Origin of the sequence: Aeromonas sp. 604443, assembly GCF_049170315.1 — a bacterium.
Classification (GTDB): domain Bacteria; phylum Pseudomonadota; class Gammaproteobacteria; order Enterobacterales; family Aeromonadaceae; genus Aeromonas; species Aeromonas veronii_A.
Genome location: NZ_JAAKMI010000002.1, coordinates 307,446 through 333,672, shown reverse-complemented (window position 1 = coordinate 333,672; position 26,227 = coordinate 307,446). Strand labels below are relative to the sequence as shown.

Here is a 26,227-nt window from a genome sequence, read left to right as displayed (position 1 = left end):
TGGTTACGCAGACGGGCGTTGGTTACCCAACGCCCGTGAATTCATTGACCAAGCCGATGGGCGAAGCGGACTTCGCCCATCTGGGTAGGGCTTACTTCTTGTCGTCTTTCACTTCTTCGAACTCGGCGTCGACTACGTCGTCGTCAGCCTTGGCAGAAGAGGAGGACTGACCGGCATCAGCACCGGCTGCACCCTGGGCCTGAGCCTGCTGCTGGGCAATTTCCATCAGCTTCTGGGACGCTTCCAGCAGAGCCTGCTGTTTGGCCTCGATAGCAGCCTTGTCGTCACCCTTGATGGCCGCTTCCAGCTCGCTCAGAGCGGCTTCGATCTTGGTCTTGTCATCGGCAGGCAGGGCTTCACCGGCTTCGGTGATCTGCTTGCGTACGGAGTGGACCAGACCATCAGCCTGGTTGCGAGCCTGTACCAGCTCTTCAAACTTCTTGTCCTCGGCCGCGTTGGCTTCGGCTTCGCGTACCATGCGCTCGATCTCGTCATCAGACAGACCAGAGGAGGCCTGGATGGTGATCTTCTGCTCTTTGTTGGTCTCTTTGTCTTTCGCAGAGACGTGCAGGATACCGTTGGCATCGATGTCGAAGGTCACTTCGATCTGTGGCAGACCGCGCGGTGCCGGACGGATGCCTTCCAGGTTGAACTGGCCCAGAGACTTGTTGTCGCTGGCGCGCTTGCGCTCACCTTGCAGCACGTGAATGGTCACGGCAGACTGGTTGTCTTCGGCAGTGGAGAACACCTGGGACTTCTTGGTCGGAATGGTGGTGTTCTTCTCGATCAGCGCAGTCATCACGCTGCCCATGGTTTCGATACCCAGAGAGAGCGGGGTAACGTCCAGCAGCAGTACGTCGGTCTTGTCACCGGACAGTACGGCACCCTGGATGGCAGCACCCATGGCCACAGCTTCGTCCGGGTTGACGTCTTTACGCGGCTCTTTGCCAAAGAACTCGGCAACGGTCTTCTGAACCAGCGGCATACGGGTCTGACCACCAACCAGAATCACGTCGTCGATCTCGCCAACTGCCAGACCGGAGTCTTTCAGGGCAACACGAACCGGCTCCAGAGAGTCCTTCACCATGTCTTCTACCAGGGATTCCAGCTTGGCGCGGGTCACCTTGATGTTCATGTGCTTCGGACCGGTGGCATCTGCAGTGATGTACGGCAGGTTGACGTCGGTCTGCTGGGCAGAAGAGAGCTCGATCTTGGCTTTCTCGGCGGCATCTTTCAGACGCTGCAGAGCCAGCTGGTCGTTGCGCAGGTCGATGCCCTGCTCACGCTTGAACTCGTCTACCAGATAGTTGATGACGCGGTTATCGAAGTCTTCACCACCCAGGTGGGTGTTACCGTTGGTCGCCAGTACTTCGAAGGTGGTTTCGCCTTCCACTTCGTCGATCTCGATGATGGAGATATCGAAAGTACCGCCACCCAGGTCATATACGGCAACCTTGCGCTCGCCCTTGACCTTGTTCACGCCGTAAGCGAATGCAGCAGCAGTCGGTTCGTTGATGATGCGTTTTACATCCAGACCGGCGATGCGACCAGCATCCTTGGTAGCCTGACGCTGGGCGTCGTTGAAGTAGGCCGGAACAGTGATAACGGCTTCGGTTACCGGCTCGCCCAGGTAGTCTTCGGCGGTCTTCTTCATCTTCTTCAGCACTTCGGCAGAGATCTGCGGCGGTGCCATTTTCTTGCCCTTCACTTCAACCCAGGCGTCGCCGTTGTCAGCTTTGGCGATGGCGTACGGCATGATTTTCAGGTCACGTTGCACTTCTTCATCTTCAAAACGACGACCGATCAGACGCTTGATGGCGAACAGGGTGTTTTTCGGGTTGGTGATGGCCTGACGCTTGGCCGGCTGACCAACCAGGATCTCGCCATCATCGGCATAGGCAATGATGGACGGAGTAGTACGATCGCCTTCTGCGTTCTCGATCACGCGAGCAGTGTCGCCATCCAGAATAGCGACGCAGGAGTTGGTAGTACCCAGGTCAATACCGATGATTTTACCCATTTGACGAATCTCCAAATACTTTGAATAAACTGGCGAGGAACTCGCCTTAATGCGTTAACGGCTAGGTGGGGGCTGCCAATCTGGCTTTCAAGCTCCCGGCATCAAATTTTTTGTGCCGCCGCGGCCTTGTTACCTATATGGGGTCGTCAGACGCAGCTTCAAGCCCCAACCCTAAAAAACCACACCCTTTGTCATGGTTGCGCGGCCACGTTGAGCCGTAAACCGGGCAAGATGAACAGGTGCTACACTGCGAAACAAAAAGCCCGCCACAGGGCGGGCTCGGGCACCCACAGCCAATCAGTCGACCGCTTTGGCGATCATCACCATGGCAGGACGGATCACCCGACCGTTGAGGTCATAGCCCTTCTGCATCACTGCAATGACGGTGTTCGGGGCCACATCGGCACTCGGCACCATGCTCATCGCCTGATGGGCATTGGGGTCAAACGGCTGGTTGATCGGGTCGAGCGCCACCAGACCAAACTTGGCCACGCCGCTCTGCATGGATTTCAGAGTCAGCTCGACACCTTCGATCATCGGCTTGAGGGCTTCGTTCTCCTTGTCGGCCAGTTCGATGGCACGCTCAAGGTTGTCCAGCACCGGCAGCAGTTCATTGGCGAACTTCTCCAGAGCGAATTTGTGCGCCTTCTCCACATCCAGCTCGGTACGACGGCGCAGGTTCTCCATCTCGGCGGCGGTACGCAGGGCGCGTTCACGCTCTTCCGCCGCTTTTTGGATGGCGGTTTCCAGCTGCGCTTCCAGTTCGGCAATACGGGCCTGCTCGGCTGTCACTTCACTGTCTACATCGGTCGGCTCGACTGGCTGGGCTTCCACTTGCTCCATCGCTTCAACCTTTTGCTCTTCGTGGTTCATGACATCTCCAATTCCGGGGTTACTTATGAGGGCCCTGACGTCTGGTTGAGCGACCGGACGACAACAGACCGACTATGTTGGCGCTATTATGGGGATGCATCCCCGGCTTTCAAGAGGTAAAGGGCAATCAGGGTTGCTGAATAGCAGCAACCGTCGGTTTATACGGGTTACCGCTCACCGTTTAACCAGTAGCCTCAAGGGGATAGCCGGCCCCGTCACACGGGAGAGCGTCACAAGCGGAGCAAAGCACTGTATACTGGCCCGCAATACCCATCCCAGATCTGACTGACTATGGATTCTCCGTTCAAAACCATCGCCCTGATTGGCAAACCCCACCATGAGGGGGCCAACCAGACGCTGACCGGCCTGCATCAATACCTTACCGCCCGCGGCTTTCGGGTACTGGTGGAGAGCCGGGTCGCCCAGACCCTGAGCATCCTCGATGAAAACGTGATGGATCTGGTACAACTGGGCCAGCAGGCCGATCTCGCCATCGTGGTCGGCGGTGACGGCAACATGCTGGGGGCGGCGCGAGTGCTGTCACGCTTCGATGTAGCAGTGATCGGGGTCAACCGGGGTAACCTCGGCTTTCTGACCGATCTCTCGCCGCAGGATTACCTGCTGCCATTGGAGCAGGTGCTCTCCGGCCACTACAAGAGCGAACACCGCTTCCTGCTTGAGGCCTCGGTCTATCGCCACGGCGAGCGCAAGTCGAGCAATCTGGCGGTCAACGAGGCGGTACTGCACCCGGGCAAGATCGCCCACATGATCGAGTTCGAGGTCTATATCGATGGCAGCTTTATGTATAGCCAGCGCTCGGACGGCATCATTGTCGCCACTCCGACCGGCTCCACCGCCTACTCCCTGTCGGCAGGTGGCGCCATCCTCACCCCCAAGCTCAACGCCATCACGCTGGTGCCCATGTTCCCGCACACCCTGAGCAGTCGCCCCATCGTGCTCGATGCCGACAGCGAAGTGCGGCTGCTGGTCTCGCCGGACAATCAGGACGATGCCATGCAGGTGAGCTGTGACGGCCAAGTGACGCTGGCGGTCCACCCGGGGGATGAGATCCTGATCAAGAAGAGCCACCACCAGCTCCATCTGGTTCACCCGCTCGACTACAGCTACTTCCACGTGCTGCGCAACAAGCTCGGCTGGGGCAGCAAGCTGTTCTAATCAGCTTTGACCGACAACGGCATTGCCAGAGAAGGGCGCCTGAATTGGCGCCCTTCTCTTTTCTGTCGTGGCAACGTCCCCTGCACTCTCATATCAGTACCGCATTTTCATAGCCATACCACACTGGCTCCCCCCTTCCTGTGTTAAAAATGGCGGCGCCCTCTTTACTGTATATAAGACCAGTATATACTGGATGCATACACAGTAATGTTGACCTATACAGGATGAGACCATGCTGACCCAGCTGACCGTCAACAACTTCGCCATCGTCAAGTTTCTCGAACTCGATCTGCAACCGGGCATGACCTGCATCACAGGTGAGACCGGTGCCGGTAAATCCATCGCCATCGATGCTCTCGGTCTCTGCCTCGGAGAGCGGGCCGAAGCCGGCATGGTGCGACCCGATAGCGACAAAAGCGAGGTCAGCGCCCGCTTCCTGCTGGACAACAACCCGGCTGCCCGCGCCTGGCTCGCCACCAACGAACTGGAAAACGAAGGGGAGTGTATCGTGCGGCGAGTCATCTCCGCCGAGGGCCGCTCACGCAGCTATATCAACGGCGTGCCCGTACCCCTCACCCAGCTCAAGAATCTGGGTCAGCTACTGGTCAACGTGCACGGTCAACATGCCCACCAGATGCTGCTCAAACCCGACTACCAGCTCGCTCTGCTCGACGGTTATGCCGGTCACCATCTGCTGCTCGACGAGGTGCGCCAGCACTATCAGCAGTGGCGCCAACTGCAAAACGAACTGAACCGGCTCAAAGCCGAGCAGCAGCAGCGAGAGGCCCGCCGCCAGCTGATCGAGTACCAGGTGCAGGAGCTGGACGAATTTGCCCTGCAAGCAGGGGAGTTCGAAGAGATAGAAGAGGAGCACCAGCGTCTCGCCAACGGCACCGAGCTGATGCAGGAGTGCGGGGCTTGCCTCGACCTGCTCTATGACAACGAAGAGACCACTATCGCAGGGCTGCTGCAATCGGCCGTCGATCGGGCCGAGGGGCTGGTCAGCATGGACAGCCGCCTCACTCCGGTACTGGAGATGCTGAACGAAGCGCTGATCGGCGTGCAGGAGAGCCACAGCGAACTGCGCAGCTACCTCGATCGGCTGGAACTGGATCCCGAGCGTTTTAACGAGCTGGAGGCCCGCCTCTCCAAGGCGATCAATCTGGCCCGCAAGCACCACGTTAAACCGGCAGATCTGGCTCAGTACCATCAGGAGCTGGCCTCTGATCTCGCTCGCCTCAACTCCGATGAGGAGCGGTTAGAGGGGATGGAAGATGAGCTGGCCGAGGCCCGTCAGGCTTTTGTCCAGGCCGCCGAGGCCCTGAGCCAGAGCCGTCAGCGTTACGCCATGGAGTTGGGCGCCAAGGTAACCAGCAGCATGCACGAACTGGCGATGCCCGATGGACGCTTTGCCATCGAGGTGCGCCCCGATGCCCAGAGCAGCCTCTCTCCGCTGGGTATAGATCGGGTGGAATTTATGGTCACCACCAACCCGGGCCAACCGATCCAGCCGCTTGGCAAGGTTGCATCGGGTGGCGAACTGTCGCGTATCAGCCTCGCCATCGTGGTGATCAGTGCTCGCAAGATCTCAACCCCGACCCTGATTTTCGACGAAGTGGATGTGGGGATCAGCGGCCCGACTGCCGCCGTGGTGGGTCGCCTGCTGCGCCAGCTCGGCGAGTCCACTCAGGTGATGGTGGTTACTCACTTGCCTCAGGTGGCAGGCAACGGCCACCAGCATATGGTGGTGAGCAAGCATACCGATGGCAAAACCACCGAAACCCAAATGAGTGCCCTTGATGAGGCTGCCCGTCTCAATGAATTGGCACGCCTGCTTGGAGGCGACCAGATCACCGACAACACCTTGGCCAATGCCCGCGAGCTGCTGCGTCGATGAATCTGGCAATAAAGCCGATGTGCAGCGATAGCTACTGACAGGGCAGACCGAACATGCTGACTGCGCAGGCATGGACGAGTGCCATGGCCTCAACAGTCAGCAATAGCCAACAGCCAACTGTGAGCGCCGAACTCGCGTCAGGATTACCGACCCAGATCAATAAAATGGCGAGTTAGGCGAAGCTGGCAGCAACATGGGCGTGGATCCGGTTGCCTTCATGTAGCGGATTTCGCATAGTGTTGCCCCCCTTTATGGGTATCCAATTGTGAGGCTTTGTCTATGATCCACGTTTTTGGTCACAAGAATCCTGATAGCGACAGTATCTGCAGTGCGCTGGTTATCACCGACTGGCTCAATGGCCAGGGCCGTCAGGCCACCCCATGGCGTCTGGGTGACCTGCGCACCGAAACCCGTTTTATTCTGGAGCAGGCTGGCGTCAGCGAACCCGAGTTGCTGACCAAAGATCTGACCGGTGAAGATGTCTGGCTGGTGGATTTCAGTGATCTGGAACAGGGCCCTGCCACACTGGCACAAGCCAATGTACTGGGTCTGGTGGATCACCACCGTCTTGGCACTCTGGTTACCCAGTCTCCGCTGGATGCGTGGATCCGGGCCGTCGGCTGCACCTGCACCATCGCTTTTGATCTGCTGAGTCAGCAAGGCACTGTGACCCGCAGCCAGGCTCGTCTGATGCTGGGTGCCATCATGAGCGACACCCTCTGTCTCACCTCGCCGACCACCACCGAGCAGGACAAGATCGCTTGTGAGCGTCTGGCACCGCTGGCCGAAGTATCGCTGGCCGAATTCGGCCAACAGCTGCTGATGGCGAAAACCGACCTGAGCGGCCTGACTCCGGCTCAACTGCTGCAGCAGGATGAGAAGGCATTCCAAGCCGAAGGGTTGAACTTCATCATGAGCCAGATCGAAGTGGGCAGCGAGCAGCAGCTGGCCGACCAGATTGACACTCTGCTGCAAGAGATGGCACACCGTGTTGAAGGCGAAGGGCTCGACTTCTTCGTGCTGATGGTGACTGACCTGACGGCCGCAGCCAGCCGCATCTACTTTACTGCACACCCGAAAGTACCGGCAGAGTCCAGCTACCACCCGGGCTTTGTCAGCCGCAAGAAGCAGGGTCTGCCCTGGGTGATGGATCTGCTGGCCAAGGCCTGATCCTCCCTCGCCATCACCTATTCCAAAGCCCTGCCTCTGCGCAGGGCTTTTTCATCGCCACCGCCAGCCGCACTCCCCACCCTCTTGTTGACCATCTTGCTCACGACTGCGGTCTATCGCTTACTCCTTTCTCGGCTTATTGACAGTTAACGCCATAACTTTGCTTACATATTTGCGGCTGTTATTTATCAGGGCTTTGCTGCAGGATAATCGCCGCGCACAACCTTTTCCGTTTCCATTCAGGTGATCGATGAACATAACCCCCAAGCAGAGAACCCTGGCCATCACCATGCTGATCGCCGTGGTACTCATCGGCTGGCTGCTCTGGCCCAGTCAACCACCCAAGGCGATGCTAACCGCTCAGGTGACCCGCGAGGATATTGCCCAGACCGTGCTGGCCAGTGGTGTGCTGCAGGCCGTGGAGCAGGTGGATGTGGGGGCCCAGGTCTCCGGTCAGGTTACCAAGCTGGCCGTCGAGGCTGGTGATCAGGTCAAGCAGGGAGACCTGCTGGCCGAGATCGATCCCCTGATTGCCCAGAACAACCTCAAGACGGCCGAGGCGGAACTTGCCAGCAACCGCGCCCAGCTCAAGATCAAGCAGGCACAACTCAAACAGAACGAGCTCGCCTGGCGGCGCCAGCAGCAGATGTTCAAGCAGGAGGCGAGCTCACGGGCCGATCTGGAGAGTGCCGAGGCACTGCTGGCGGTCACCCGCGCCGAACTGCAAAACAGCCAGGCCAATATCGACAACGCCCTGATCAAAGTTGATCGGGCCAAGACCGAGTTGGGCTACACCAAGATCCTGGCGCCGATGGATGGCACCGTCATCAGCATTGTGACCCGTCAGGGCCAGACCCTGGCTGCCAGCCAGACGGTGCCGACCGTGCTCAAGCTGGCCAACCTCGAGACTATGACGGTCAAGGCGCAGATCTCCGAAGCCGATGTCACCAAGGTCAAAGCCGGCATGCCAGTCTACTTCACCCTCATTGGCGATCCGGATACCCGCTATCAGGGTACGCTTCGCGCCGTGGAGTTAGCGCCTACCAACATCAATGATCAGGCCACCACAGGCACCACCACCAATAATGCGGCCGTTTACTACTACGCCCTGTTCGATGTGCCCAATCCCGATCATACCCTGCGAGTGGCAATGACCACCCAGGTGACCATAGTGCTCGGCGAGCGCAAGCAGGTGCTCACTGTGCCGCAAACCGCCCTCGGCAAGTCGCTGGGTGACAACGAGTATGAAGTCACCGTGATCAAGGACGATGAGACAACCGAAACCCGCCATATCAAGACCGGTATGAAGGATGAGATCCGCATTGAGGTGATCAGCGGGCTGAGCGAGAAGGAGGAGGTGCAGCTCAATCACGGAGCCCCCGCCGACAATGATGAGATGGCGGTGATGCTATGAGTGAGCCCCTGAACCAGCTGCCGTTGATCCAGCTGAAAGGGGTCGAGCGACGCTACCAGAGCGGCGACAGCGAAGTCACCGTGCTCCACCCTCTTGATCTCACCATCACGGCAGGAGAGATGATCGCCATTGTCGGCGCGTCCGGCTCCGGCAAGTCGACCCTGATGAACCTGCTGGGTTGTCTCGATAGCCCGAGCAGCGGCCAGTATCTGTTTCGCGGTCAGGACACCGCGACCATGGATGCGTTGGCGCTGGCCCGGCTGCGCTGCCACCACTTCGGTTTTATCTTTCAGCGCTACCACCTGCTGCCCCATCTCGATGCCGCCGCCAACGTGGAGATCCCCGCCGTCTATGCCGGCACCAGTCGCCCGGATCGCCAGGCGCGCGCGCGTCAGCTGCTGGGTAGACTGGGGCTGGCCGATCGCAGCCACCATACCCCGGGCCAGCTCTCCGGCGGTCAGCAGCAGCGGGTCAGTATCGCCCGGGCGCTGGCCAATGGCGGCGAAGTAATCCTCGCCGATGAACCGACCGGCGCACTGGATAGCCAGAGCGGCAAGGAGGTGATGGCGATCCTCAAGGAGCTGCACGCTCAGGGCCACACCATCATTCTGGTCACCCACGATATGAACGTGGCCAGCCATGCCGACCGGATCATCACTCTCAAAGATGGTCGGATTGAACAAGATAGCGGCCCCAGCCAAACGGCCGTGTTGGCTCCAGCCACCGCCACAACCACAGCCCCTCAAAAAATAGTGCCCACTAAAGGTGCCATGGGCCACGACTGGGATCGTTATCGGGAAGCGGGACGGATGGCGATCCATGCCATGCTCGCCCACCGGATGCGCACCTTCCTCACCATGCTCGGCATCATCATCGGTATCGCCGCCGTGGTGAGCGTGGTCGCTCTTGGTCAGGGGGCGCGCGCCAAGGTGATCGACCAGATCAATGCGATGGGCACCAACACCATCGAAATCTTCCCGGGTAAAGGATGGGGCGATGAGAAGATGGCCAGCATCCAGACCCTCAACAAGGGGGACCTCGATGCCCTGTTGGGGCAACCCTATCTTGCGGGCGCCAGCCCCGAGATCGGCAGCTCAGGGCAGTTGCGCTATCGCAACAAGACCAACAGCGGCAATGTGACCGGGGTCGGTAACGACTATTTCAAGGTAAAGGGGATGACGCTGGTCAGTGGTCGCTTACTGGAGTGGCAAGATATCCAGCAGCGTGCCGCCGTTGCCGTGGTGGACAAGAAGAGCATCACCAGCCTGCTTGGCAAGGAGGAGCCGGTCGGCAAGGTGGTACTGGTCGGCACCTTGCCGGTGCGGATTGTCGGTGTGGTTTCGCAGGAGACCGGCTTCGGCCCCACCAGCCAGTCGGTCAATATCTGGCTGCCCTACAGCGCGGTGATGAGTCGCCTCATCTCGCAGCACCACTTCAGCCAGATCACCATCCGGGTCAAGGACGGGGTACAACCGGCGCTGGCCGAGCAGGCGGTGATCGAGCTGATCACCAAGCGCCACGGGGTGAAGGATTTCTTCACCTTCAGCAGCGACAGCATCATCAAATCGGTGGAGAAAACCACCGCCACCATGACCCTGATGGTCTCGGCCATCGCGGTGATCTCGCTGATCGTCGGCGGGGTGGGCGTGATGAACATCATGCTGGTGTCAGTGGTCGAGCGCACCCGCGAGATCGGCATTCGCATGGCCGTGGGCGCCCGCCAGTCGGATATTTTGCAGCAGTTCCTGATTGAAGCTGTGATGGTGAGCCTGCTGGGGGGTATCTTCGGCGTCGGCCTCTCGCTAGGCATTGGTGCGCTCTTTGCACTGCTGGTGGACTCCATCAAGATGCAGTTCTCGCTCTTCTCCATCCTGATGGCCTTTGGCTGCTCGTCACTCATCGGGATCCTGTTTGGTTACCTGCCGGCACGCAATGCGGCGCGGCTCGACCCTGTTGTCGCACTGGCGAGGGAATAACAATGCACAAACTCTCCTGGCTGGCTCTCTCTATGGCCCTCAGCGGCTGTAGTCAGCACAGCACCTATCAAAGACCCGAGTTGGCGATCGCCCCCACATGGCAACAAGCAGAGGGCGCCCAACTGGCTGCGCAGGCTGGCCTCTGGTGGCGGGAATTTCATGATCCCCAACTCGACAAATTGGTCGAGGCGGTTCTAGCCGCCAACCCGGACATGCATGTGGCGGCCCTCAAGCTCAAAAGCGCCAGACTGGGCGCCGAGCAGGCCGATACCAACCTCACCCCCTCGGTCAATGGCACTATCGCAGCCAGTGGCAACAAGGATCTGAAAAGCGGCAAAGGCACCAACAGTCTGGGCCCCTCGCTGAGCCTCAGTTACGAAGTGGATTTGTGGGGCAAGCTTGCCTCGGTGCGAGATCAGGCAAGCTGGGAGGCGGCGGCAAGCGAGCAGGATCTCGCCAGCACCCGACTCCTGCTGATTGGCAATACTCTGGAGCAGTATTGGCAGCTCGGCTATCTCGGCTCTGCCATCGCACTCGGAGAACAGCAGCTGGCCAACCTGACGCGAACCGAGCAGCTGACCCAAACCAAATACCAGGCAGGCGCCATCACCCGACTCGATCTGGCGCAGGCACGCCAGCAACTGGCAGGCAAGCAGGCTGAGCTGGCCTCCCTCAAGGCGCAGCAGGAGCAGGCTCGCAATGCCCTGCGTCTGTTGCTGGGCCGCAGCAGCGGGCCGCTGGAGTATGCACCCGCTTCCCTTGCAAAGCAGGCCATTCCTGAACTTGCGGTGGGTATTCCGGCCGATGTGCTGGCCCGCCGCCCCGATGTCAAAGCGGCCGAATTGCGGCTGCGCAAGACGCTGGCTAAAGGGGATGAGATCCGCACCAGCTTCTACCCCAGCCTGACCCTGACCGGCAGCGCCAGCACCGCATCCGATAGATTGGCGCAAGTGCTGCAAAATCCGGTCGGTACGCTGGGAGCCAGCCTTGCCCTCCCCTTCCTTGAATACAACCGCACCCAGCTCGCCATTGAAAGCTCGGAGCTGGATTACCAGATCGCCGAAACCGAGTTTCGCAAGCAGCTCTACACTGCACTGGTGGAAGTGGAAGACAATCTGGCCGCCCGCCACTATGGCCAGCAGCGACTCGATTATCTGCAGGAGCAGCTGAGTTATGCCCGGGAGGCCGAACGACTGGCCAAGGCTCGCTTCCAGGCGGGTGCGACCGGCGTGCAAGCTTGGCTTGATGAGCAGAACCGACTGTGGGATGCCCAGCAGAGCCTGCTGGCACAGCAAAAAGAGCAGCTCACCACCACAGCCAAAATCTATCGCGCCCTGGGTGGCAGCGATAGCGTGACGCCCCGATAGCGCTTCACCTGGCTATCCCCCACTCGCCTACAGAGTGGGGAATATCATCGCCATAGACCATACAGAATTTCCTCTCCCACACTGCAGCCGAACTTCATTGCCCATTATCAGGGGCAGTCATGGCAGCGCAGCCAATTACATGCATCGGCGACCCTGAATATACCGGCCATACCTTGCGGCTCTCTCTATACCTAACGCCCCCTGACCGGAGATAACGATTACCGGATATTCCATCAGCAGAGAGCTCTACTCTTGCCGAACGACGCACCGTGAATCGTGAATCGTGAATCGTGAGAAACATATCCGAAGCTCGTATCAGCACAACGCATACAAATAGCGATATCGCGTTGGTGAGCCACAGGACAAAATTAATCGTAAACAACGAATGATATTGAGTAAAGGAACTGCGGGTAAGGCGAGAGAGAAAGGATACAAACGAGGAATGCAGATAACAATGAGGTGGAAATACTGGTTGGATAACCACGAGTAAAACGGCAAAAATAATGCCGCCCGAGGGCGGCATTATTCAATCTCTGAACCTGACGAATTAGATCAGGAAATCGTTCAGGTCTTTACCCAATGCGACTTGAGCAGCAATGGCTTTCGGCATACGGCCTTGACCGGTCCAGGTTTTTTCCTGGCCATCTTCTTCGTACTTGTATTTAGCCGGACGCGGAGCTCGCTTGCTCTTGGCAGCGCCAGTTGCAGCAGCCGGAGCAGCGGCAGTCGCCAGTAGCTCACGAGGATCAATACCAGCCTGCTGCAGCATTTCGGTGAATTCATTCAGCTTGCGCTGACGCTCTTCCTGTTCAGCACGCTCCTGTTCAACAGAATCGGCGCGCTCTTGGTAAACCAGGTCAAACTTCTCTTTAGCTTCCAGCAGTTGCTCAAACGGCAGCTCACGAACAGCCGCACGCAGACTGCGAATGTTCAGCAGAACTTTCAGAAACTCGTTCATTATTTCCTCACAAAAAGTCGGTCACAGGGATTACCGTGTCAGAATAGCATGGACAATTGATAACAACATACCGTTTTCTGTATTTACACTCCTTTTTTTTTATTTTTCACTCACCATACTCTCTTGACGCGAAGCGTGATAACAAATCAATGCTCAGTTGTGATTGCTATACAATCTGACAGATGATGATCTCAGATATTACAGGGCTCATTAATATCCCACTACATGCAGTCAGAAGATTCTCTTTATAGTGACACCCGATATGCCCTCCCCCCCGCCCAGTTACCCATCAAGCAAGGTGAAATAAAAAAGCCACAAAGCAATTCCTCAGCAACGACGACTTAAAAGGCCATGATTTTTATCCATAAAAATCATGAACTTACAACATCAACCCATATATCTAAAGACAAATAAACAATCTGTTTTTTAACATAACCGATCTTACCCGGTTGTTAAATTACGCTAATTTGCGCGAGCATTACTTTGTGCCGATTGATCAACACCACTGATCACCGGTATAGCTACAGAGCCATTCAGCAGAGGTTCCGCAGGATAGAGTCTGAGCGCTTCCAGACGCATCGCATCGGCTGCCTCTTTGCGACCCAGAGCGTTAAGTGCTGTCACCATATTGGCGTATATATTAGCTCGTGGTGTATGAAGTACGAAGTCCTGCCCCCACTCCAGATAAGCTTCCAGTTCATCCTTGTTGTTTGTCTGCAAACCGACCATCAGACGAACCGAGTTCACATCAAATTCAACTCGTGTCAGCCATGCCATAGGATTGATAATCTCCAGCAAGAGCGTCGGCTCCTTATAACCTCCCCGCTCGTATTTGGTGACGACCCAGGCAGTATGAAGGGCTGTCAGCATAAATGGGACAATCAATAGAGGGATAGCTATTGCCATAAATCGGAGCAACAACCAGGGGCGATACTCAATGTCCAACCACGATGGGCTACCGCAACTCACGAAACGGGTTTCTTCAATCTCGGTGTCAACGACATAGATCAGCGTCAGCAACAACCACCACAACACGATTGCATGGTAAAGGGGATATTCCGTCTGAGTATGGAGCAATATCGGTGTCACCAGGGCAAGCAGTGCCATGGCATTTACCCAACGCACCTTCGTCAGGCGCCACAATAATGCGCCCCCCATAATCACCATACCAACCATGGGAGCCACCCCTCCCTCAACAGCCCAATAAAGGAATTCGTTGTGGGGATGGTCAAGATTGTACTCAATCTGCACCATAGATGGATTCAGCGCCTTATCAGCCATGTAGTGATGGAGAAAAACAGATTCAAAACTGCCGTATCCCCAACCACTCCATGGTGCTTCGGCAATCAGCTTGGCTGCATAAGGCCAATAAATAGATCGCATACCACCAGATTGATAAATCTCCAACCCGCGCTTTGCTCCTGCCATCCAGTACTGTGATAGCAGGCCAAGGGCCACCGCAAAAATAACCAGCGCCAACATACGCCATAGCACTCGATGGCGATGGAGTTGCGGTATCAATAAAAACAGAGCTAGCAGACCGCCAAGTTGACCCACTCGGGATTGCAAAACAACCAGCAACAGTGTTGCTGATAGAATGACGCCATAGCGCAGAGCCATCAGAAAACGACCACCCTCTCGGCGTAATTCCAGCCAAATAGCAAGGGCAAGACCAGTTGCCATAAAGGTTGCCATCACGTTTGGCTGTTGAAAGATCCCGTAAGGACGATTGGTTTTAGTGTCGTAGCCAATCCAGTTACCGGGTGTCAACAGATAGAACTGTATCAGACCGAGCAAAGCCTCCATCGCGATCGCTATCAGGACGATATAGAGCAAGCGATCACGCTGCAACCGATTGAAGCGCCATTGATAGAGCCCGAATAAAAACAGCAGACCAGCAAAAAGCCCCAATAATCTTGGAATGGCATAATCCCTGAGTGCAAAACCTGGATAGAACATCGGCAGCAGTAGCAAGAGTGCCCCTATCCATAAGCCCGCTTGTAATGGAGAAAAGAGCAGACGCTGGCGTAACGTCACTTGCCACAATCCTAATCCAATAGCCAGCGAGGCAAACACCCATCCCCATGCGTTAAAGGGCAGATATAGCCCTGCTCCTCCCGGGTTGTGCATAAAAAAATGCACTCCAAGTAACCAGTATAATGAAGATAAAATCCAATACAAGTTGCTCATATATTATTTCCGTATACTCAACGAGCCCCAAACCCTGTCAGCATTGTTTTAATAGTTTTGATTACTATTAATAGATCAAGCCAAAGCGAAAAGTTTCTAATATAATAAAAATCATATTCTAATTTTATACGAGTACTATCTGTATCAGCTGAGTAGCCATGCATCACCTGAGCCCATCCACTTATACCAGGACGAACCATATGACGATACATATAGAATGGTAATTCAGACTCAAACCTCTCCACAAAAAAACGCTGTTCAGGTCGTGGACCAATCAAGCTCATATCCCCTTTAAGAACATTAAAGAATTGCGGGAGCTCATCAATTCTATATTTACGAATAAAATGACCAACACGAGTAATCCGTTTGTCAACTTCCTGAGCAAAATATGCATTGTCTAATGATGAACTGTCATGCATACTACGGAATTTATATATTACAAAATCTTTATTACCCAGCCCAACTCTCTTTTGCTTAAAGAAAGCAGGGCCAGGGCTTTCCAGCTTTATTAATATTGCTGTTATCAGTAACACCGGCATAAAAAAGGGGAGTGCAATTATAACAACCAAAAGATCAGCTAGTCTTTTTAAAAAGAAATAAAACAACGAGGGAATAGCGGAACCCAAATCATTTTCATATAATTGCTCAACACTGACTCGGCCTGTTAATGATGCATATATAGTTTTGCTGTGATAGATTGGTATCCCTAACAAAACGAAATCAGTTAATAACTTTTGCCATTCACTCGTCAAATCAGATGAGTGAAAATCAGCAACTACGGCACTACCACAAAACAGAGAAAAATCAGGTTTGTGAAGAATATTCCATTCAACAGCAGTCAAGGCACACAGTTTCTGATAATTACCAACCGGGATGATAGAATACTTAACCTTGCCAGATCGTGCCCCTAAATAATAAATAAGCCAGCAAGACACTAAAGCCAGTATATACGAGCTTATAATTACTGGCCTACTATACTCAAGACGAAACAGCAGCAACACACCGAACAATATTCCATACACCGCGGTTACTGTTGGAATCATATAAGATAAAGCATTAACTCCAGGATAGCAAAGCACTCGACTCAGGAAAAAACCAGCAGTAATACATGTTATAAAGATGCCTAAAAGTGAATTTATCTTTACATCATCAAGGGTATTCCAAAAATCCCCTCCCCAAAACAAAAATGCAGGTAGTAATGTTGATATCAAGGATGTAAAAAAGAACGTTATAGTATAATTAAACCGTACAAGGTCATACCAACGACCACCATATGGATAATAGCTATTATTTATCATGAAAAACTCATTTAGTTATCAACCAAAGGGGTGAGCGCCATCGATATGCTGAGCCAATATATCAAAATATATGCCAATGATTTTTTTTTCATCGAATCTGGCACTGACTAATTGCCTCCCAGCATTACCCATCAAGGTTCTTTGAGCTGTAGTCATTCGTATGAATGTCATCATCGCATCAGCCAATGATGAAACATTTCTAGCTTGACAGAGTAACCCGGTTTTCTCATGTAGCAGTACATCTCTACATCCAGGAACATCGGTAACAATAATTGGCTTTGCCATTGCAGCAGCTTCGATCATAGTTCTTGGCAATCCTTCGCGATAAGAAGGTAACACAATACAATCACTTTCCATTATGAAAGGCCTAACATCATGTGTAGTACCGAGATATTCCAGCACACCGTCATTGATCCATTCATGCAACTGTGCATATCCGATCGCTCGTGGGTTATCAGCCTGAACATCGCCTAACAATTTAAACTTTATGTTTGGATGACTAATGTGAATCTGCTTTGCGGCTGCTACATATTCTCCAATCCCCTTATCCCATAACAACCGCGCAATGAGCAAAAAACTAACCGAGTCATCTTCAGAAAATTTCTCTGAAGGATAAAAAACACTCAAATCAACGCCCTCGCCAGGCAGTAACAGAGTCTTTTTTTCATCTACCAACTGTCTTGATACAAATTCAAGGCGATCATCTTCATTTAAGAAAATGACTAGCTTAGGATATTTAAAAGTGAATTTATAAAGCAATCTTACTACTTTAGGCACCCAACCATCATTCATAAAAGCATATCCTAACCCAGTAGTTATAGCCAAGGCAGGTGTGCGACAAAGATGTGCAGCAAAAGAACCATATATATTTGGTTTTACCGTATAATGGATAATTAAATCCGCATTAATTCTCCTATATATTCTTACGAAATCAAATATTAATTTCAGCTCAACAATTGGGTTGACTCCTTTAGGGGATAGTGCCAACGGTATAAATGAACACCCCAAATCACAGAGCGAAAAAACTGTATTATCAGGTGGAGCAACAATGGTTATGCGATATCCATGTTGTATAAGTGCAGATAATAATCCGCGGCGAAAATTCCACATTGACCACGCGGTATTGCTCACCATACAAAGATGTTTGCTCATGTGTAGTCCTGGTACAAATTTAACCAACGCAGACAGATCGTCTCTATTGAATAATGGTTAATAACCCGAGTCCGAGCCTCCTTGGTCATCACCTCTCTCTCAAGCGGCGAGAGCATCATAGCCTGCTCAATCGCGGTAAATAGCTGCTGACTATTTTTAGAGGGGACAAGCAATCCAGCAGAGCCAACCACTTCCCTCACTCCACCACAATCGGTGGCAACCACTACCCGCTCAGTAGCCATAGCTTCAGCCACAACTAAACCAAACCCCTCCCAAGCGGATGACAACACAAAGATATCTGCTGCACTCATCCAATCTTCAACATCATAGCGCAGCCCCAAGAAATGAACTCGCTCGCTAATCCCTTGTGCGCTAGCTATTGTGGTTAAGTATTCTTTTTGCTCCCCCTCACCTATAATGACCAACTTAATATTATTGAATCTCGAAGATAACATCGCAAATGCAACAAGCAAATTTGTATAGTCCTTGGCAGCGGTCAGTCTACCTACCGAAATTAACAATATGTTATTGTCATCAATCCCAAGCTGAGAGCGTAATTTATTTCTGACTGTGGCATTAAAATAAAAACGCTCCGTATCAATACCGTTATACATGACTTTCATTCGCCCGGCAGATACCGCACCTTGTTTAATAAAAGCCTCAACTGCCTCTTGGCTTACATTTGTGTTAAGATCACATAACCTTTCGGTAAATCGGTATGCCAATATCCGCCACCCCCCCCCCTCATTAACATTATGCGCAGAGCAGATAAGCTTCGGAAATGACACAAATAATCGTAACAACCGAGCAAAAATATTTGCATGCACCATATGGCTATGCACCACATCCGGTTTATATTGATTAAGTAACCTGATCGCCTGCCAGTATGCTTTGAAAATACTAAATGGAGTTTTCCTCATCTGCAATGAAACGATGTCTGCTGCAGTCGAATGTGGGCGATTGCTAATTTCACCGGTCATCGAGATAATTAATATATGGTGGCCCAACCTAATAAATTGATCTGCCAAATCGCACACTTGTCGTTCAGCCCCCCCCATACCAAGGCCTGTGATTACCATCGCAATTTTCATGCTATTTCTTCAACCAACAGTAAAGAATACACTGGAGACTTCTGACACATGCTTTGACCTTACCGAACAATCGAGTATCTCGGATCACCTGGTCTCGATAGAACAAACCAAAACCACATGGATTACTTCTTAGATTTTTTTTAAAATTTGAGGTGTAGCCATCAGGAAGATATTCACACAAGTATATTACTTGGTCTACATAAAAAACTATCTTACCTATATCGGCAATTTTATTCCATATATATAACTCTGGTACAAACTTTTCGCCCGGGAACTCAGGAAAAGGACACTCACGCATAACATTAGTGCGAAAAACATAAGCCAAGTCACCTTTTAATATATGCCCTGCCATGATGGGCTGCATTACCATTGACTTGCTCCATGCGGTGTCGGAGATACCAATTATGTGACCAGATAATGTTGCTCTTCTAAAACACATCCCAACAAATTCCGAGCCAATATGATTCATAACATCATATAGCTTGGCAACAGCATCACCAGTTAATAAGTCATCACTATCCACAATGATAATCCAATCACCGGTCGCATGAACCACACCTTCATTTATAGCGCGATGCTTCCCTCCATTTTCTTTATAAAAATAATTGATTGGAAAGTCAGATTTAACTCTATAATCAAAAATAAGCTCGGCGGTACCATCAGTGCTACCGTCATCGATTACAAGCCATTCAAAGTCCCGCCTTGTCTGCTGACACAAACTGTCATACAACCTTGGTAAAACATATGCTCTGTTATAAGTTGGCGTCATTATTGTTATCATTTCACGACCTTACACACGCAACCTTTATATTGATGAATGAAGTATATCGACATCGTCGCAGCCATCATCAAAAAAGCATTAGTTATGTAAACGATGTAAATGTCACCGGAACGAAATACTTTTAGCAACAACCAATAGTTGAACATGCTTATAATTAAGAGCAAGAACCACTTGCACATTATCAAAAAATATTTTTTGTCACGGTATAACCGTTGCATTAAAACGCTATCCACAGCGAAAAAAGAAAGCGCAGGCAACATCATAATGGCTAATTCTGCTGCTAACTCATAATCTTTTCCAAAGATAAAATAGACAATTTCATGTAGCCATAACCAACCCATTAATTGCAAGATACATGCAACTAATAACAGCCCTAAACAGACCGTATGTATTTTTTTTACTCTGCGCCCATATAACATCATTGGGGCTATAGACTGCACAACTATACCAAGTACAAGTACGCCCTGCTCTAGCATTTGACTAGCTACACCATACATGGCTAGTTGTTCATACCCTAAGTAATGCTCGATGAAAAAGCGATCAATTCTCATATAAATCAGCATCAGCATTAATGGGACCCAGAGCGCCCCACCTCGACTTAACATTACCACTGCCACTTTTTTATGCCAGTCCCAGATGCCACCTCTAAAATAAATAACACAACACAGTGACATAGCTAAAAACATTGCTTCTATTGCCCTGCTTGAATAGATGATGAAATAAGATGAAAGTAAAAGAGCGAGGCTTACCAAAAGCACCCTTAATAATAAAATTGCAAGACGAATCGCTACAACAATACCTATATTTGTGGTGGCTTGATAATAGTTGGCTATTACTGAAAATGGTTCATTAAAAATGAGCGACAGTGCCAATAGCATCAGCATTAATCTTACATCTTGATCTGCGACAATAAAATTTGCGTAGACTAATGTGACAAGCAAAGCAACCAAAGCGAAAAGTAGACGAAAAACAAATACTGAAGATAGTATCTTCCAACGCAAATGAGGATGCCGAACTAATGCCGGAACAACAACTTCCGAGCCGGCAATCAATGTAACTGATGACAATAAAATGACGGCATTGAGCGAATATAGCCATTTCCCATATAATGAAACACCGAGTAGATGACTAATTACCCCCTCGCAAAAAAAAACCAACCCAATGGTCACCATTTTTTCAAATAATAGAATACTAACATTAGTAATAATTGCGGCATATTCTCGATAAAATGCCACAACCAGGCCTAATCGCATCCAAGTTGCCTCATTATAGAAACAGGTAACTCAATTTCTAGCCAGCAAAAAATTAACATTGTGTACTGGTAGCTTCACGATGTTCTCCGTTATTGTATGCTGCTGCTTCGCTAGCCACACCAGATCACAGATACCATCCGTCGGTTCGAATGCAGCAGGAGCATGCATCAGGATCTCGCGCACTTGCTGTTGATCAAAACGGTGACAAGCATCATCCAGCGAGGCCAGCAAGGGGCGCAGTCGGGACCAGGGCAGCCAGCTCTCTTGTGCCACCATGATCCTGGGGTGTTCGGTTCCTCTGGCATCATCACCAATCAGTAACTCTTCGTAGAGCTTTTCGCCCGGCCGCAACCCCGTCACCTCTATGGCGATATCACCATCGGGACGCTGCTCATCACGCAGTGTCAGGCCGCTGAGGCGTATCATGCGCTTGGCCAGCTCCATGATCCGTACCGGTTGCCCCATATCGAGCACAAAGACGTCGCCCCCCTCCCCCATGGCGCCGGCCTGGATCACCAACTGGGCAGCCTCAGGTATCGTCATGAAGTAACGGATGATATCGGGGTGAGTCAGGGTGATAGGCCCCCCCTTATCTATCTGCTGTCTGAATAACGGCACCACTGAGCCGGAAGATCCAAGAACATTGCCAAAGCGCACCATACAAAAACGGGTGCTGTGCTTCTCGCGGGTCAAGGCTTGCAAGATCAATTCGGCCAGACGCTTGCTGGCCCCCATGGTATTGGTTGGCCGCACGGCTTTATCGGTAGAGATCAGCACGAATGTTTCCACCCCTGCCTCAATGGCCGCCTGTGCCGCATAAAGAGTGCCGAATACGTTGTTACGTACTCCTTCAATGATATTGAACTCGACCAGCGGGACATGTTTGTAAGCCGCGGTATGGTAGACGGTCTGGATCCTGAAGCTCTGCATCACCGTTTTTAGACGATGCTGGCGCTGTACTGAACCCAATAACGGCACCAGCTCTGTTTCGATCTGCTCGCGCTGACACTGTTCACGCAGATTCTTATTTAAGGCATAGAGAGCATATTCAGATAGCTCGAACAGAACCAAGGTGGACGGTCGGCACCGCAAAATCTGGCGACATAACTCAGAACCAATGGAGCCACCGGCACCGGTTACCATGACCGCTTTGCCTGTGATATTGGCTTCCATTAATTTTGTCACCGGCTCTACCGGATCTCTGCCCAACAGATCGTCGATGGAAACCTCATTGAGCTGATCTATGCGAGCCGAGCCATTGACCAGATCGGCCATTCCCGGGATAGAGAGTACTTCGCAAGAGAGGGGCTCAAGTGCATTGATCACCTCCTGACGACGCGCTCTGGTGCTGCTCGGCATAGCCAGCAAGATCTTCTGTACCCCATGGTGGTCAATCAGGGCTGGCAACTGAGCACTGTGATAAACGGTACAGCCCTGGATCACGCATCCCTGTTTGGCGGGATCGTCATCAATAAAGGCGACGGGATAAAACTCATTACCTTGCAACAAGGCCATTTGAAGCTGTCGACCCGAAGAACCCGCGCCATAGATCAACACCTGGGTACGAGCCAGACGGGTGGTATTGAGCAGCGCCCGGAAAAACAGCCGCACACCACCGACCAGCAGCACCAAAAAGGAGAGATAGATAACAGATACCGTTCTGGGCAGAAAGATATCAAAGTAAAATGCAGAGAGAACAAAGAAACAGGTTGAAAGAAATGCGCCTAGCGAGATTGTCCATAAGACCCGAAAGCTGACATATCGGAGTACTGCGCGATAGAGCCCCAGCCGTACAAACAAACTGATGCTGACAACGATAATTGCGCCAAGGAGTGCCCAGTGATGAGGGCTATCGATGGGCCAGTTATGTTCAAGCCGGATCCAGTACGCTCCCCAATAGGTCATGGTGATCAAGAGCATATCAACGGCGACAGAGATGACACGCTTACTGGCTCGTGATAGGGAGCCCAGGCAACTCAGTAGCCAGCCCCCTCCGGGTAAAAGCTCATTTCTCATTCTGGTACTCCTGCATTCAGGTGATACGCAAGAAAGGCTAACGGCAAGTAGGCAATGACCAGACCGATCACACCATCGAGCTGGCCCAATACAATCATGACAGCGATCGGCGCAAGCCAGAGGCTATTTAAAACAAGCACAGCCAAGGTCACGTTTCGATGACTTTGCCAACGTCTCGCCAGATATTGATAGCCATGAGTACGATGCGCCTCGCTCAGACGACATTTCAGACGATAGCGATTCAGTAACGTCCAGGTCGCATCAACCACAAAGACTCCGAGCATGACGAGCCATGCCCACAGGAATTGAGGCGCAGAAGCGGCATCCAGCAGCATCAGGGAAGCCAGCATCAAGCCAAGAAAACCGCTGCCACCATCCCCCATAAAGATCCTGGCGGGCGGAAAATTCCAGCACAAGAAGCCAGCCGCCGAAATCCCCAGTAGCAGGATCAAACTGGCAGACGACCACTCCCCCCCAACCAGATAGTGAAATAACGTCATGAACAGACAGACGACAACGGCTTCACCTGCCGCCAAGCCATCGATGCCATCCATAAAGTTGTAGAGATTGATAAACCAGATCACCCCCAGCCAGACCAGCAGGTAACCAAACCAGGCCAGATCGAGCTGCCAACCAAAGAAGGTCAGCGCTGGCAAACCATTAACCGCAGAAACCACCAAAGCGGCCGCCATGCTCTGCACAATCAGGCGGGTTCGAGGCTTGAGAGAGATGTGGTCATCGATAAAACCAACCAATGCAATGCCCAGCGCCGCAGCCCATATCAATGCAAAGCTGCTCTGGGATATGCCGACGGGCAGTGGGATCAGGGTAACAAACAACGGGGCTGCCAGCAGAAAGGTCGCCACGATAGCCATGCCACCGCCTCTCGGGGTAGGCACCTGATGCGAACTGCGATGATTGGGTTGGTCAAGCAAGCGGGTCTGGGCGTAGCGCCTGAGCAGGCCGGTCATGGTAATTGAAAGAAAAAGACAAAATATCGACAACAAAACAAATGCCAGCATCAAGACGACTCACTATGGATTGACGCCATCAGAGATAAGGTCTGAGAGAGCGAATAGGGTGCCGACCATTGTAATCGGCTCTGAGCCTTGCGGGTATTCATTTCCAGAGAGCCATAAATCCGTTGTAGCTTGGCATCAATCCCCAAACAGCGTCCAAGCCCTCTTATTACTCCTGGTGGGAGATAAAAGAGCCGACAGCTAACGCCTTCTGCTTCTGCAATCGCCGCCAACAACTGAGACGTCGACACTGCGACAGGATCTGCGACTAAAAAGACCTGATTCACTGCAGCCGGGTGCGCCATCGCATGGGCAATAAAGTCACACAGATTAGGTAACGCCAACAGGCTACGCGCATTGGTCAAACGGGCAAAAGGGAGCGGGATCCCTTTGCGCACCCAGGTCATCATGCTGGCAAAGTTAGCCTTCACTCCTTCTCCATAGATAAGAGGAGGACGAATGATGGTTACAGCCATACCACACTCTTTCGCGAGTGCCATCAGCCCCTGTTCCGCCTCATACTTCGAGCGCCCATAGGGATCTTCTGGCGGACTTTGCACATTCTCATCAAATGGCTTGCCAGGCTCGGTCTGCTCGCCATTCACTTTTATCGAACTGATAAAGATGAAGCGCTTCACCCCTGCCTCAGCCGCTTGTCGAGCAAGAGCGAGGGTGCCCTCTGTATTCACCGCTCGAAAAGCCGCCAAAGGATCTGTCGCGGTTTCCGACATCACATGCACCCTGGCTGCACAGTGAACAACCACATCCACCTGTTGCAATTGGGCTGTCCAGTTTGCATCGGCAGTCAGAGAGGGAGCCTGAACATGGTAAGAAGCCAGCGGGTGACTTCGCACCGCTCCTTTAACATTCGCCCCCAGCGCCAGCAAGTGTTCACAGACCGCCTTGCCTACAAATCCGTTGGCACCTGTGACAAGAATTCTAGGTATGGACATACAGTTTGAGATAGGCATTTCAAGATGAATAATAATTTGAGATAACCTTTTCATATAACGTCATATATTTATCAATCATGACGTCGGCAGTAAAGTTATGTTCAAATCTAGCCTTTGCATTTTTCCCCATACGCTCAGCTTCATCTTGATCATCCCATAACTTTTTCATTGCAGATGAGAGAGCCTCACTATTTGCTGGCTCAACTGCCAAGCCGGTTTCACCATGCAGATTTATATATGTAGTGCCTGTACCAATTTCGCAAGTAATCATTGGCTTACCATACATTGATGCCTCTAACAAAGTCATACCAAACGCTTCAGAACGCAGATGAGATGGAAATACCACAGCGTAACATAACTCCAGTAAAATATTTTTTTCAGCGTCACTTACTGGACCAACAAACAACGTATTTTTTAATCCTAACTTATCCGCCTGAGACTTCAACTCCTTTTCACATGGGCCTTCACCAATTATTATCAAAGGATAATCAAGTCCACGCATAGCATCAAGGACAAATGACAACCCCTTATAATATCGTAAAAATCCGATAAAAAGAAAAAAACGCCCTTTTATTTTATCATTCCATTTATTCGATAACGATAGTTCTGCATAACTTGGAGATACCTTTTCCAGACCGAATGGTATCACCTCAACATCCTTTTTTAGGCTAGAGAGAACAGGGCTGGTCTTGACATAATTGGGTGAAGAAGCGACCACAGCATCAACTTTATTTAGAAAAGACATCATCAATGGCTTATAAAGTTGTAGCAGGTATTTTTGTTTGACAATGTCAGAATGGTAACTGACCACTGTCGGCTTTTTAGGATTAACCCAAAAATGAATGAGATCCATATAGGGCCACGGAAAATGATAATGAATAATATCAGCTTTCTCAGCCAGTCGCCTGAATTCGACAATCGCAGACCATGAAAAACCAGTCGAAGCTATATAAAAATCTTCTTTTGCAGCATGCACACTATGATTAGCGATGTTAAAATTTCGACCAGCATTCTCAGCACTTAAACATAATACATCAACCTCATGCCCTCTTTTTACTGCACCTTCCGCAAGCTGATATATGACTTGTTGCACACCACCGTAAGCATCTGGATAATATGTTTTAAAAAAATGAAGAATTTTCATTATCTTCCAAGCCCTTATCTAAAAAATAGTTCTTTGTGTATTGATGAACATCTGGTGATGCAAGAAGGTCTACTATATCAAACCATTGATACTTTGAATGCTGAGCAACAGAGAATGAATTTATATCATGGTCTAGTTCTATTGAATACGCTAAAACAACATAGTGAGTTGGAGTCATAACGTCATAAAAAGAATCTTTATAAAAATGCTCGTAGACTCCAATAAATTTAGCTTTCGAACTCTGTAACGTCACACCAAGCTCATTCTCAGCAACTCTTTTAAAGGCATCTAATATAGCTTCTCCCTTTTTTATCCTGCCCCCCAAAACAAACCAATGATCGGCTGCAGGTCTATTTCTTCTGAGACCGAGAAGATATCGCCCTGAACTATCAGAAATCACCAGATCAATCGAGATTAAGGGGGTGTTTTTTATTGTTTTTAAAAAATCATCATCCGTAAGATGCATATCTCGCCCCAAG

20 protein-coding genes are annotated in these 26,227 nt (G+C 51.5%); 6 read left to right on the top strand and 14 right to left on the bottom strand.

The window, feature by feature from the left end:
• Positions 1–91: 91 nt before the first annotated feature.
• Both dnaK and grpE read right to left on the bottom strand, forming a co-directional pair.
• Complete coding sequence (gene dnaK / locus G5380_RS05105) at positions 92–2,020, bottom strand: molecular chaperone DnaK (RefSeq protein WP_005338034.1); 1,929 nt, start codon at positions 2,018–2,020, stop codon at positions 92–94.
• Between the two features lie 297 nt (positions 2,021–2,317).
• Complete coding sequence (gene grpE, locus G5380_RS05100) at positions 2,318–2,893, bottom strand: nucleotide exchange factor GrpE (protein ID WP_005338036.1); 576 nt, start codon at positions 2,891–2,893, stop codon at positions 2,318–2,320.
• A gap of 291 nt (positions 2,894–3,184) precedes the next feature.
• Between grpE and nadK the strand changes: the two genes are divergently transcribed.
• From nadK to G5380_RS05070, 6 genes are all read left to right on the top strand, one after another.
• Complete coding sequence (gene nadK / locus G5380_RS05095) at positions 3,185–4,069, top strand: NAD(+) kinase (protein ID WP_005338038.1); 885 nt, start codon at positions 3,185–3,187, stop codon at positions 4,067–4,069.
• 232 nt (positions 4,070–4,301) lie between these two features.
• Positions 4,302–5,966, top strand: a complete 1,665-nt coding sequence (gene recN / locus G5380_RS05090) for a DNA repair protein RecN (RefSeq protein ID WP_421352462.1) — start codon at positions 4,302–4,304, stop codon at positions 5,964–5,966.
• Between the two features lie 279 nt (positions 5,967–6,245).
• The gene (locus G5380_RS05085; RefSeq protein WP_167557940.1) at positions 6,246–7,136 is read left to right on the top strand and encodes a manganese-dependent inorganic pyrophosphatase; all 891 of its coding nucleotides are present in this window, start codon (positions 6,246–6,248) and stop codon (positions 7,134–7,136) included.
• Positions 7,137–7,386: 250 nt separating this feature from the next.
• On the top strand, positions 7,387–8,550 hold the full coding sequence (macA, locus tag G5380_RS05080) for a macrolide transporter subunit MacA (protein ID WP_421352461.1): 1,164 nt from the start codon (positions 7,387–7,389) through the stop codon (positions 8,548–8,550).
• A complete protein-coding gene (locus tag G5380_RS05075; protein ID WP_421352460.1) occupies positions 8,547–10,526 on the top strand; it encodes a MacB family efflux pump subunit in 1,980 nt (659 codons plus the stop codon). Before macA ends, G5380_RS05075 begins: the two co-directional genes overlap by 4 nt.
• A gap of 2 nt (positions 10,527–10,528) precedes the next feature.
• A complete protein-coding gene (locus G5380_RS05070; protein ID WP_323912944.1) occupies positions 10,529–11,893 on the top strand; it encodes an efflux transporter outer membrane subunit in 1,365 nt (454 codons plus the stop codon).
• A 547-nt stretch (positions 11,894–12,440) separates the two neighbouring features.
• On the opposite strand, the gene G5380_RS05065 is transcribed toward G5380_RS05070, so the two are convergent.
• The 12 genes from G5380_RS05065 to G5380_RS05010 form a co-directional block, all read right to left on the bottom strand.
• Positions 12,441–12,851 carry an H-NS family nucleoid-associated regulatory protein gene (locus G5380_RS05065; protein WP_216954269.1) on the bottom strand — a complete coding sequence of 137 codons (411 nt, stop codon included), beginning with the start codon at positions 12,849–12,851 and terminating at the stop codon, positions 12,441–12,443.
• A 462-nt stretch (positions 12,852–13,313) separates the two neighbouring features.
• Positions 13,314–15,041 carry a Wzy polymerase domain-containing protein gene (locus tag G5380_RS05060; protein ID WP_421352459.1) on the bottom strand — a complete coding sequence of 576 codons (1,728 nt, stop codon included), beginning with the start codon at positions 15,039–15,041 and terminating at the stop codon, positions 13,314–13,316.
• 17 nt (positions 15,042–15,058) lie between these two features.
• Positions 15,059–16,339: a sugar transferase gene (locus G5380_RS05055; protein ID WP_421263467.1), complete on the bottom strand. Its 1,281-nt coding sequence runs from the start codon at positions 16,337–16,339 to the stop codon at positions 15,059–15,061.
• An 18-nt stretch (positions 16,340–16,357) separates the two neighbouring features.
• Positions 16,358–17,491, bottom strand: a complete 1,134-nt coding sequence (locus G5380_RS05050) for a glycosyltransferase family 4 protein (RefSeq protein WP_421352458.1) — start codon at positions 17,489–17,491, stop codon at positions 16,358–16,360.
• A complete protein-coding gene (locus tag G5380_RS05045; RefSeq protein ID WP_421352457.1) occupies positions 17,488–18,582 on the bottom strand; it encodes a glycosyltransferase in 1,095 nt (364 codons plus the stop codon). Before G5380_RS05045 ends, G5380_RS05050 begins: the two co-directional genes overlap by 4 nt.
• 1 nt (position 18,583) lies before the next feature.
• On the bottom strand, positions 18,584–19,351 hold the full coding sequence (locus G5380_RS05040) for a glycosyltransferase family A protein (protein WP_421352456.1): 768 nt from the start codon (positions 19,349–19,351) through the stop codon (positions 18,584–18,586).
• Positions 19,352–19,359: 8 nt separating this feature from the next.
• Positions 19,360–20,616, bottom strand: coding sequence for a lipopolysaccharide biosynthesis protein (locus G5380_RS05035; RefSeq protein WP_421352455.1), 1,257 nt, complete (start codon positions 20,614–20,616; stop codon positions 19,360–19,362).
• Between the two features lie 30 nt (positions 20,617–20,646).
• Complete coding sequence (locus G5380_RS05030; protein ID WP_421208014.1) at positions 20,647–22,632, bottom strand: polysaccharide biosynthesis protein; 1,986 nt, start codon at positions 22,630–22,632, stop codon at positions 20,647–20,649.
• Entirely contained in the window at positions 22,629–23,654 is a 1,026-nt protein-coding gene (locus G5380_RS05025; protein WP_421352454.1) for an MraY family glycosyltransferase, read from the bottom strand. The genes G5380_RS05030 and G5380_RS05025 overlap by 4 nt, the downstream gene beginning before the upstream one ends.
• Complete coding sequence (locus G5380_RS05020; RefSeq protein WP_216954413.1) at positions 23,654–24,604, bottom strand: UDP-glucose 4-epimerase family protein; 951 nt, start codon at positions 24,602–24,604, stop codon at positions 23,654–23,656. Before G5380_RS05020 ends, G5380_RS05025 begins: the two co-directional genes overlap by 1 nt.
• A gap of 19 nt (positions 24,605–24,623) precedes the next feature.
• Positions 24,624–25,748, bottom strand: a complete 1,125-nt coding sequence (locus G5380_RS05015) for a glycosyltransferase family 4 protein (protein ID WP_421352453.1) — start codon at positions 25,746–25,748, stop codon at positions 24,624–24,626.
• Positions 25,726–26,214, bottom strand: a complete 489-nt coding sequence (locus G5380_RS05010) for a GDP-mannose mannosyl hydrolase (protein WP_421352452.1) — start codon at positions 26,212–26,214, stop codon at positions 25,726–25,728. The genes G5380_RS05015 and G5380_RS05010 overlap by 23 nt, the downstream gene beginning before the upstream one ends.
• Positions 26,215–26,227 lie beyond the last annotated feature (13 nt).

Excerpts from the sequence above, each read along its gene's own strand:
- dnaK (WP_005338034.1), bottom strand. The coding sequence starts at position 2,020 with ATGGGTAAAATCATCGGTATTGACCTGGGTACTACCAACTCCTGCGTC.
- grpE (WP_005338036.1), bottom strand. The coding sequence starts at position 2,893 with ATGAACCACGAAGAGCAAAAGGTTGAAGCGATGGAGCAAGTGGAAGCC.
- nadK (WP_005338038.1), top strand. The coding sequence starts at position 3,185 with ATGGATTCTCCGTTCAAAACCATCGCCCTGATTGGCAAACCCCACCAT.
- recN (WP_421352462.1), top strand. The coding sequence starts at position 4,302 with ATGCTGACCCAGCTGACCGTCAACAACTTCGCCATCGTCAAGTTTCTC.
- G5380_RS05085 (WP_167557940.1), top strand. The coding sequence starts at position 6,246 with ATGATCCACGTTTTTGGTCACAAGAATCCTGATAGCGACAGTATCTGC.
- macA (WP_421352461.1), top strand. The coding sequence starts at position 7,387 with ATGAACATAACCCCCAAGCAGAGAACCCTGGCCATCACCATGCTGATC.
- G5380_RS05075 (WP_421352460.1), top strand. The coding sequence starts at position 8,547 with ATGAGTGAGCCCCTGAACCAGCTGCCGTTGATCCAGCTGAAAGGGGTC.
- G5380_RS05070 (WP_323912944.1), top strand. The coding sequence starts at position 10,529 with ATGCACAAACTCTCCTGGCTGGCTCTCTCTATGGCCCTCAGCGGCTGT.
- G5380_RS05065 (WP_216954269.1), bottom strand. The coding sequence starts at position 12,851 with ATGAACGAGTTTCTGAAAGTTCTGCTGAACATTCGCAGTCTGCGTGCG.
- G5380_RS05060 (WP_421352459.1), bottom strand. The coding sequence starts at position 15,041 with ATGAGCAACTTGTATTGGATTTTATCTTCATTATACTGGTTACTTGGA.
- G5380_RS05055 (WP_421263467.1), bottom strand. The coding sequence starts at position 16,339 with ATGATAAATAATAGCTATTATCCATATGGTGGTCGTTGGTATGACCTT.
- G5380_RS05050 (WP_421352458.1), bottom strand. The coding sequence starts at position 17,491 with ATGAGCAAACATCTTTGTATGGTGAGCAATACCGCGTGGTCAATGTGG.
- G5380_RS05045 (WP_421352457.1), bottom strand. The coding sequence starts at position 18,582 with ATGAAAATTGCGATGGTAATCACAGGCCTTGGTATGGGGGGGGCTGAA.
- G5380_RS05040 (WP_421352456.1), bottom strand. The coding sequence starts at position 19,351 with ATGACGCCAACTTATAACAGAGCATATGTTTTACCAAGGTTGTATGAC.
- G5380_RS05035 (WP_421352455.1), bottom strand. The coding sequence starts at position 20,616 with ATGCGATTAGGCCTGGTTGTGGCATTTTATCGAGAATATGCCGCAATT.
- G5380_RS05030 (WP_421208014.1), bottom strand. The coding sequence starts at position 22,632 with ATGAGAAATGAGCTTTTACCCGGAGGGGGCTGGCTACTGAGTTGCCTG.
- G5380_RS05025 (WP_421352454.1), bottom strand. The coding sequence starts at position 23,654 with ATGCTGGCATTTGTTTTGTTGTCGATATTTTGTCTTTTTCTTTCAATT.
- G5380_RS05020 (WP_216954413.1), bottom strand. The coding sequence starts at position 24,604 with ATGTCCATACCTAGAATTCTTGTCACAGGTGCCAACGGATTTGTAGGC.
- G5380_RS05015 (WP_421352453.1), bottom strand. The coding sequence starts at position 25,748 with ATGAAAATTCTTCATTTTTTTAAAACATATTATCCAGATGCTTACGGT.
- G5380_RS05010 (WP_421352452.1), bottom strand. The coding sequence starts at position 26,214 with ATGCATCTTACGGATGATGATTTTTTAAAAACAATAAAAAACACCCCC.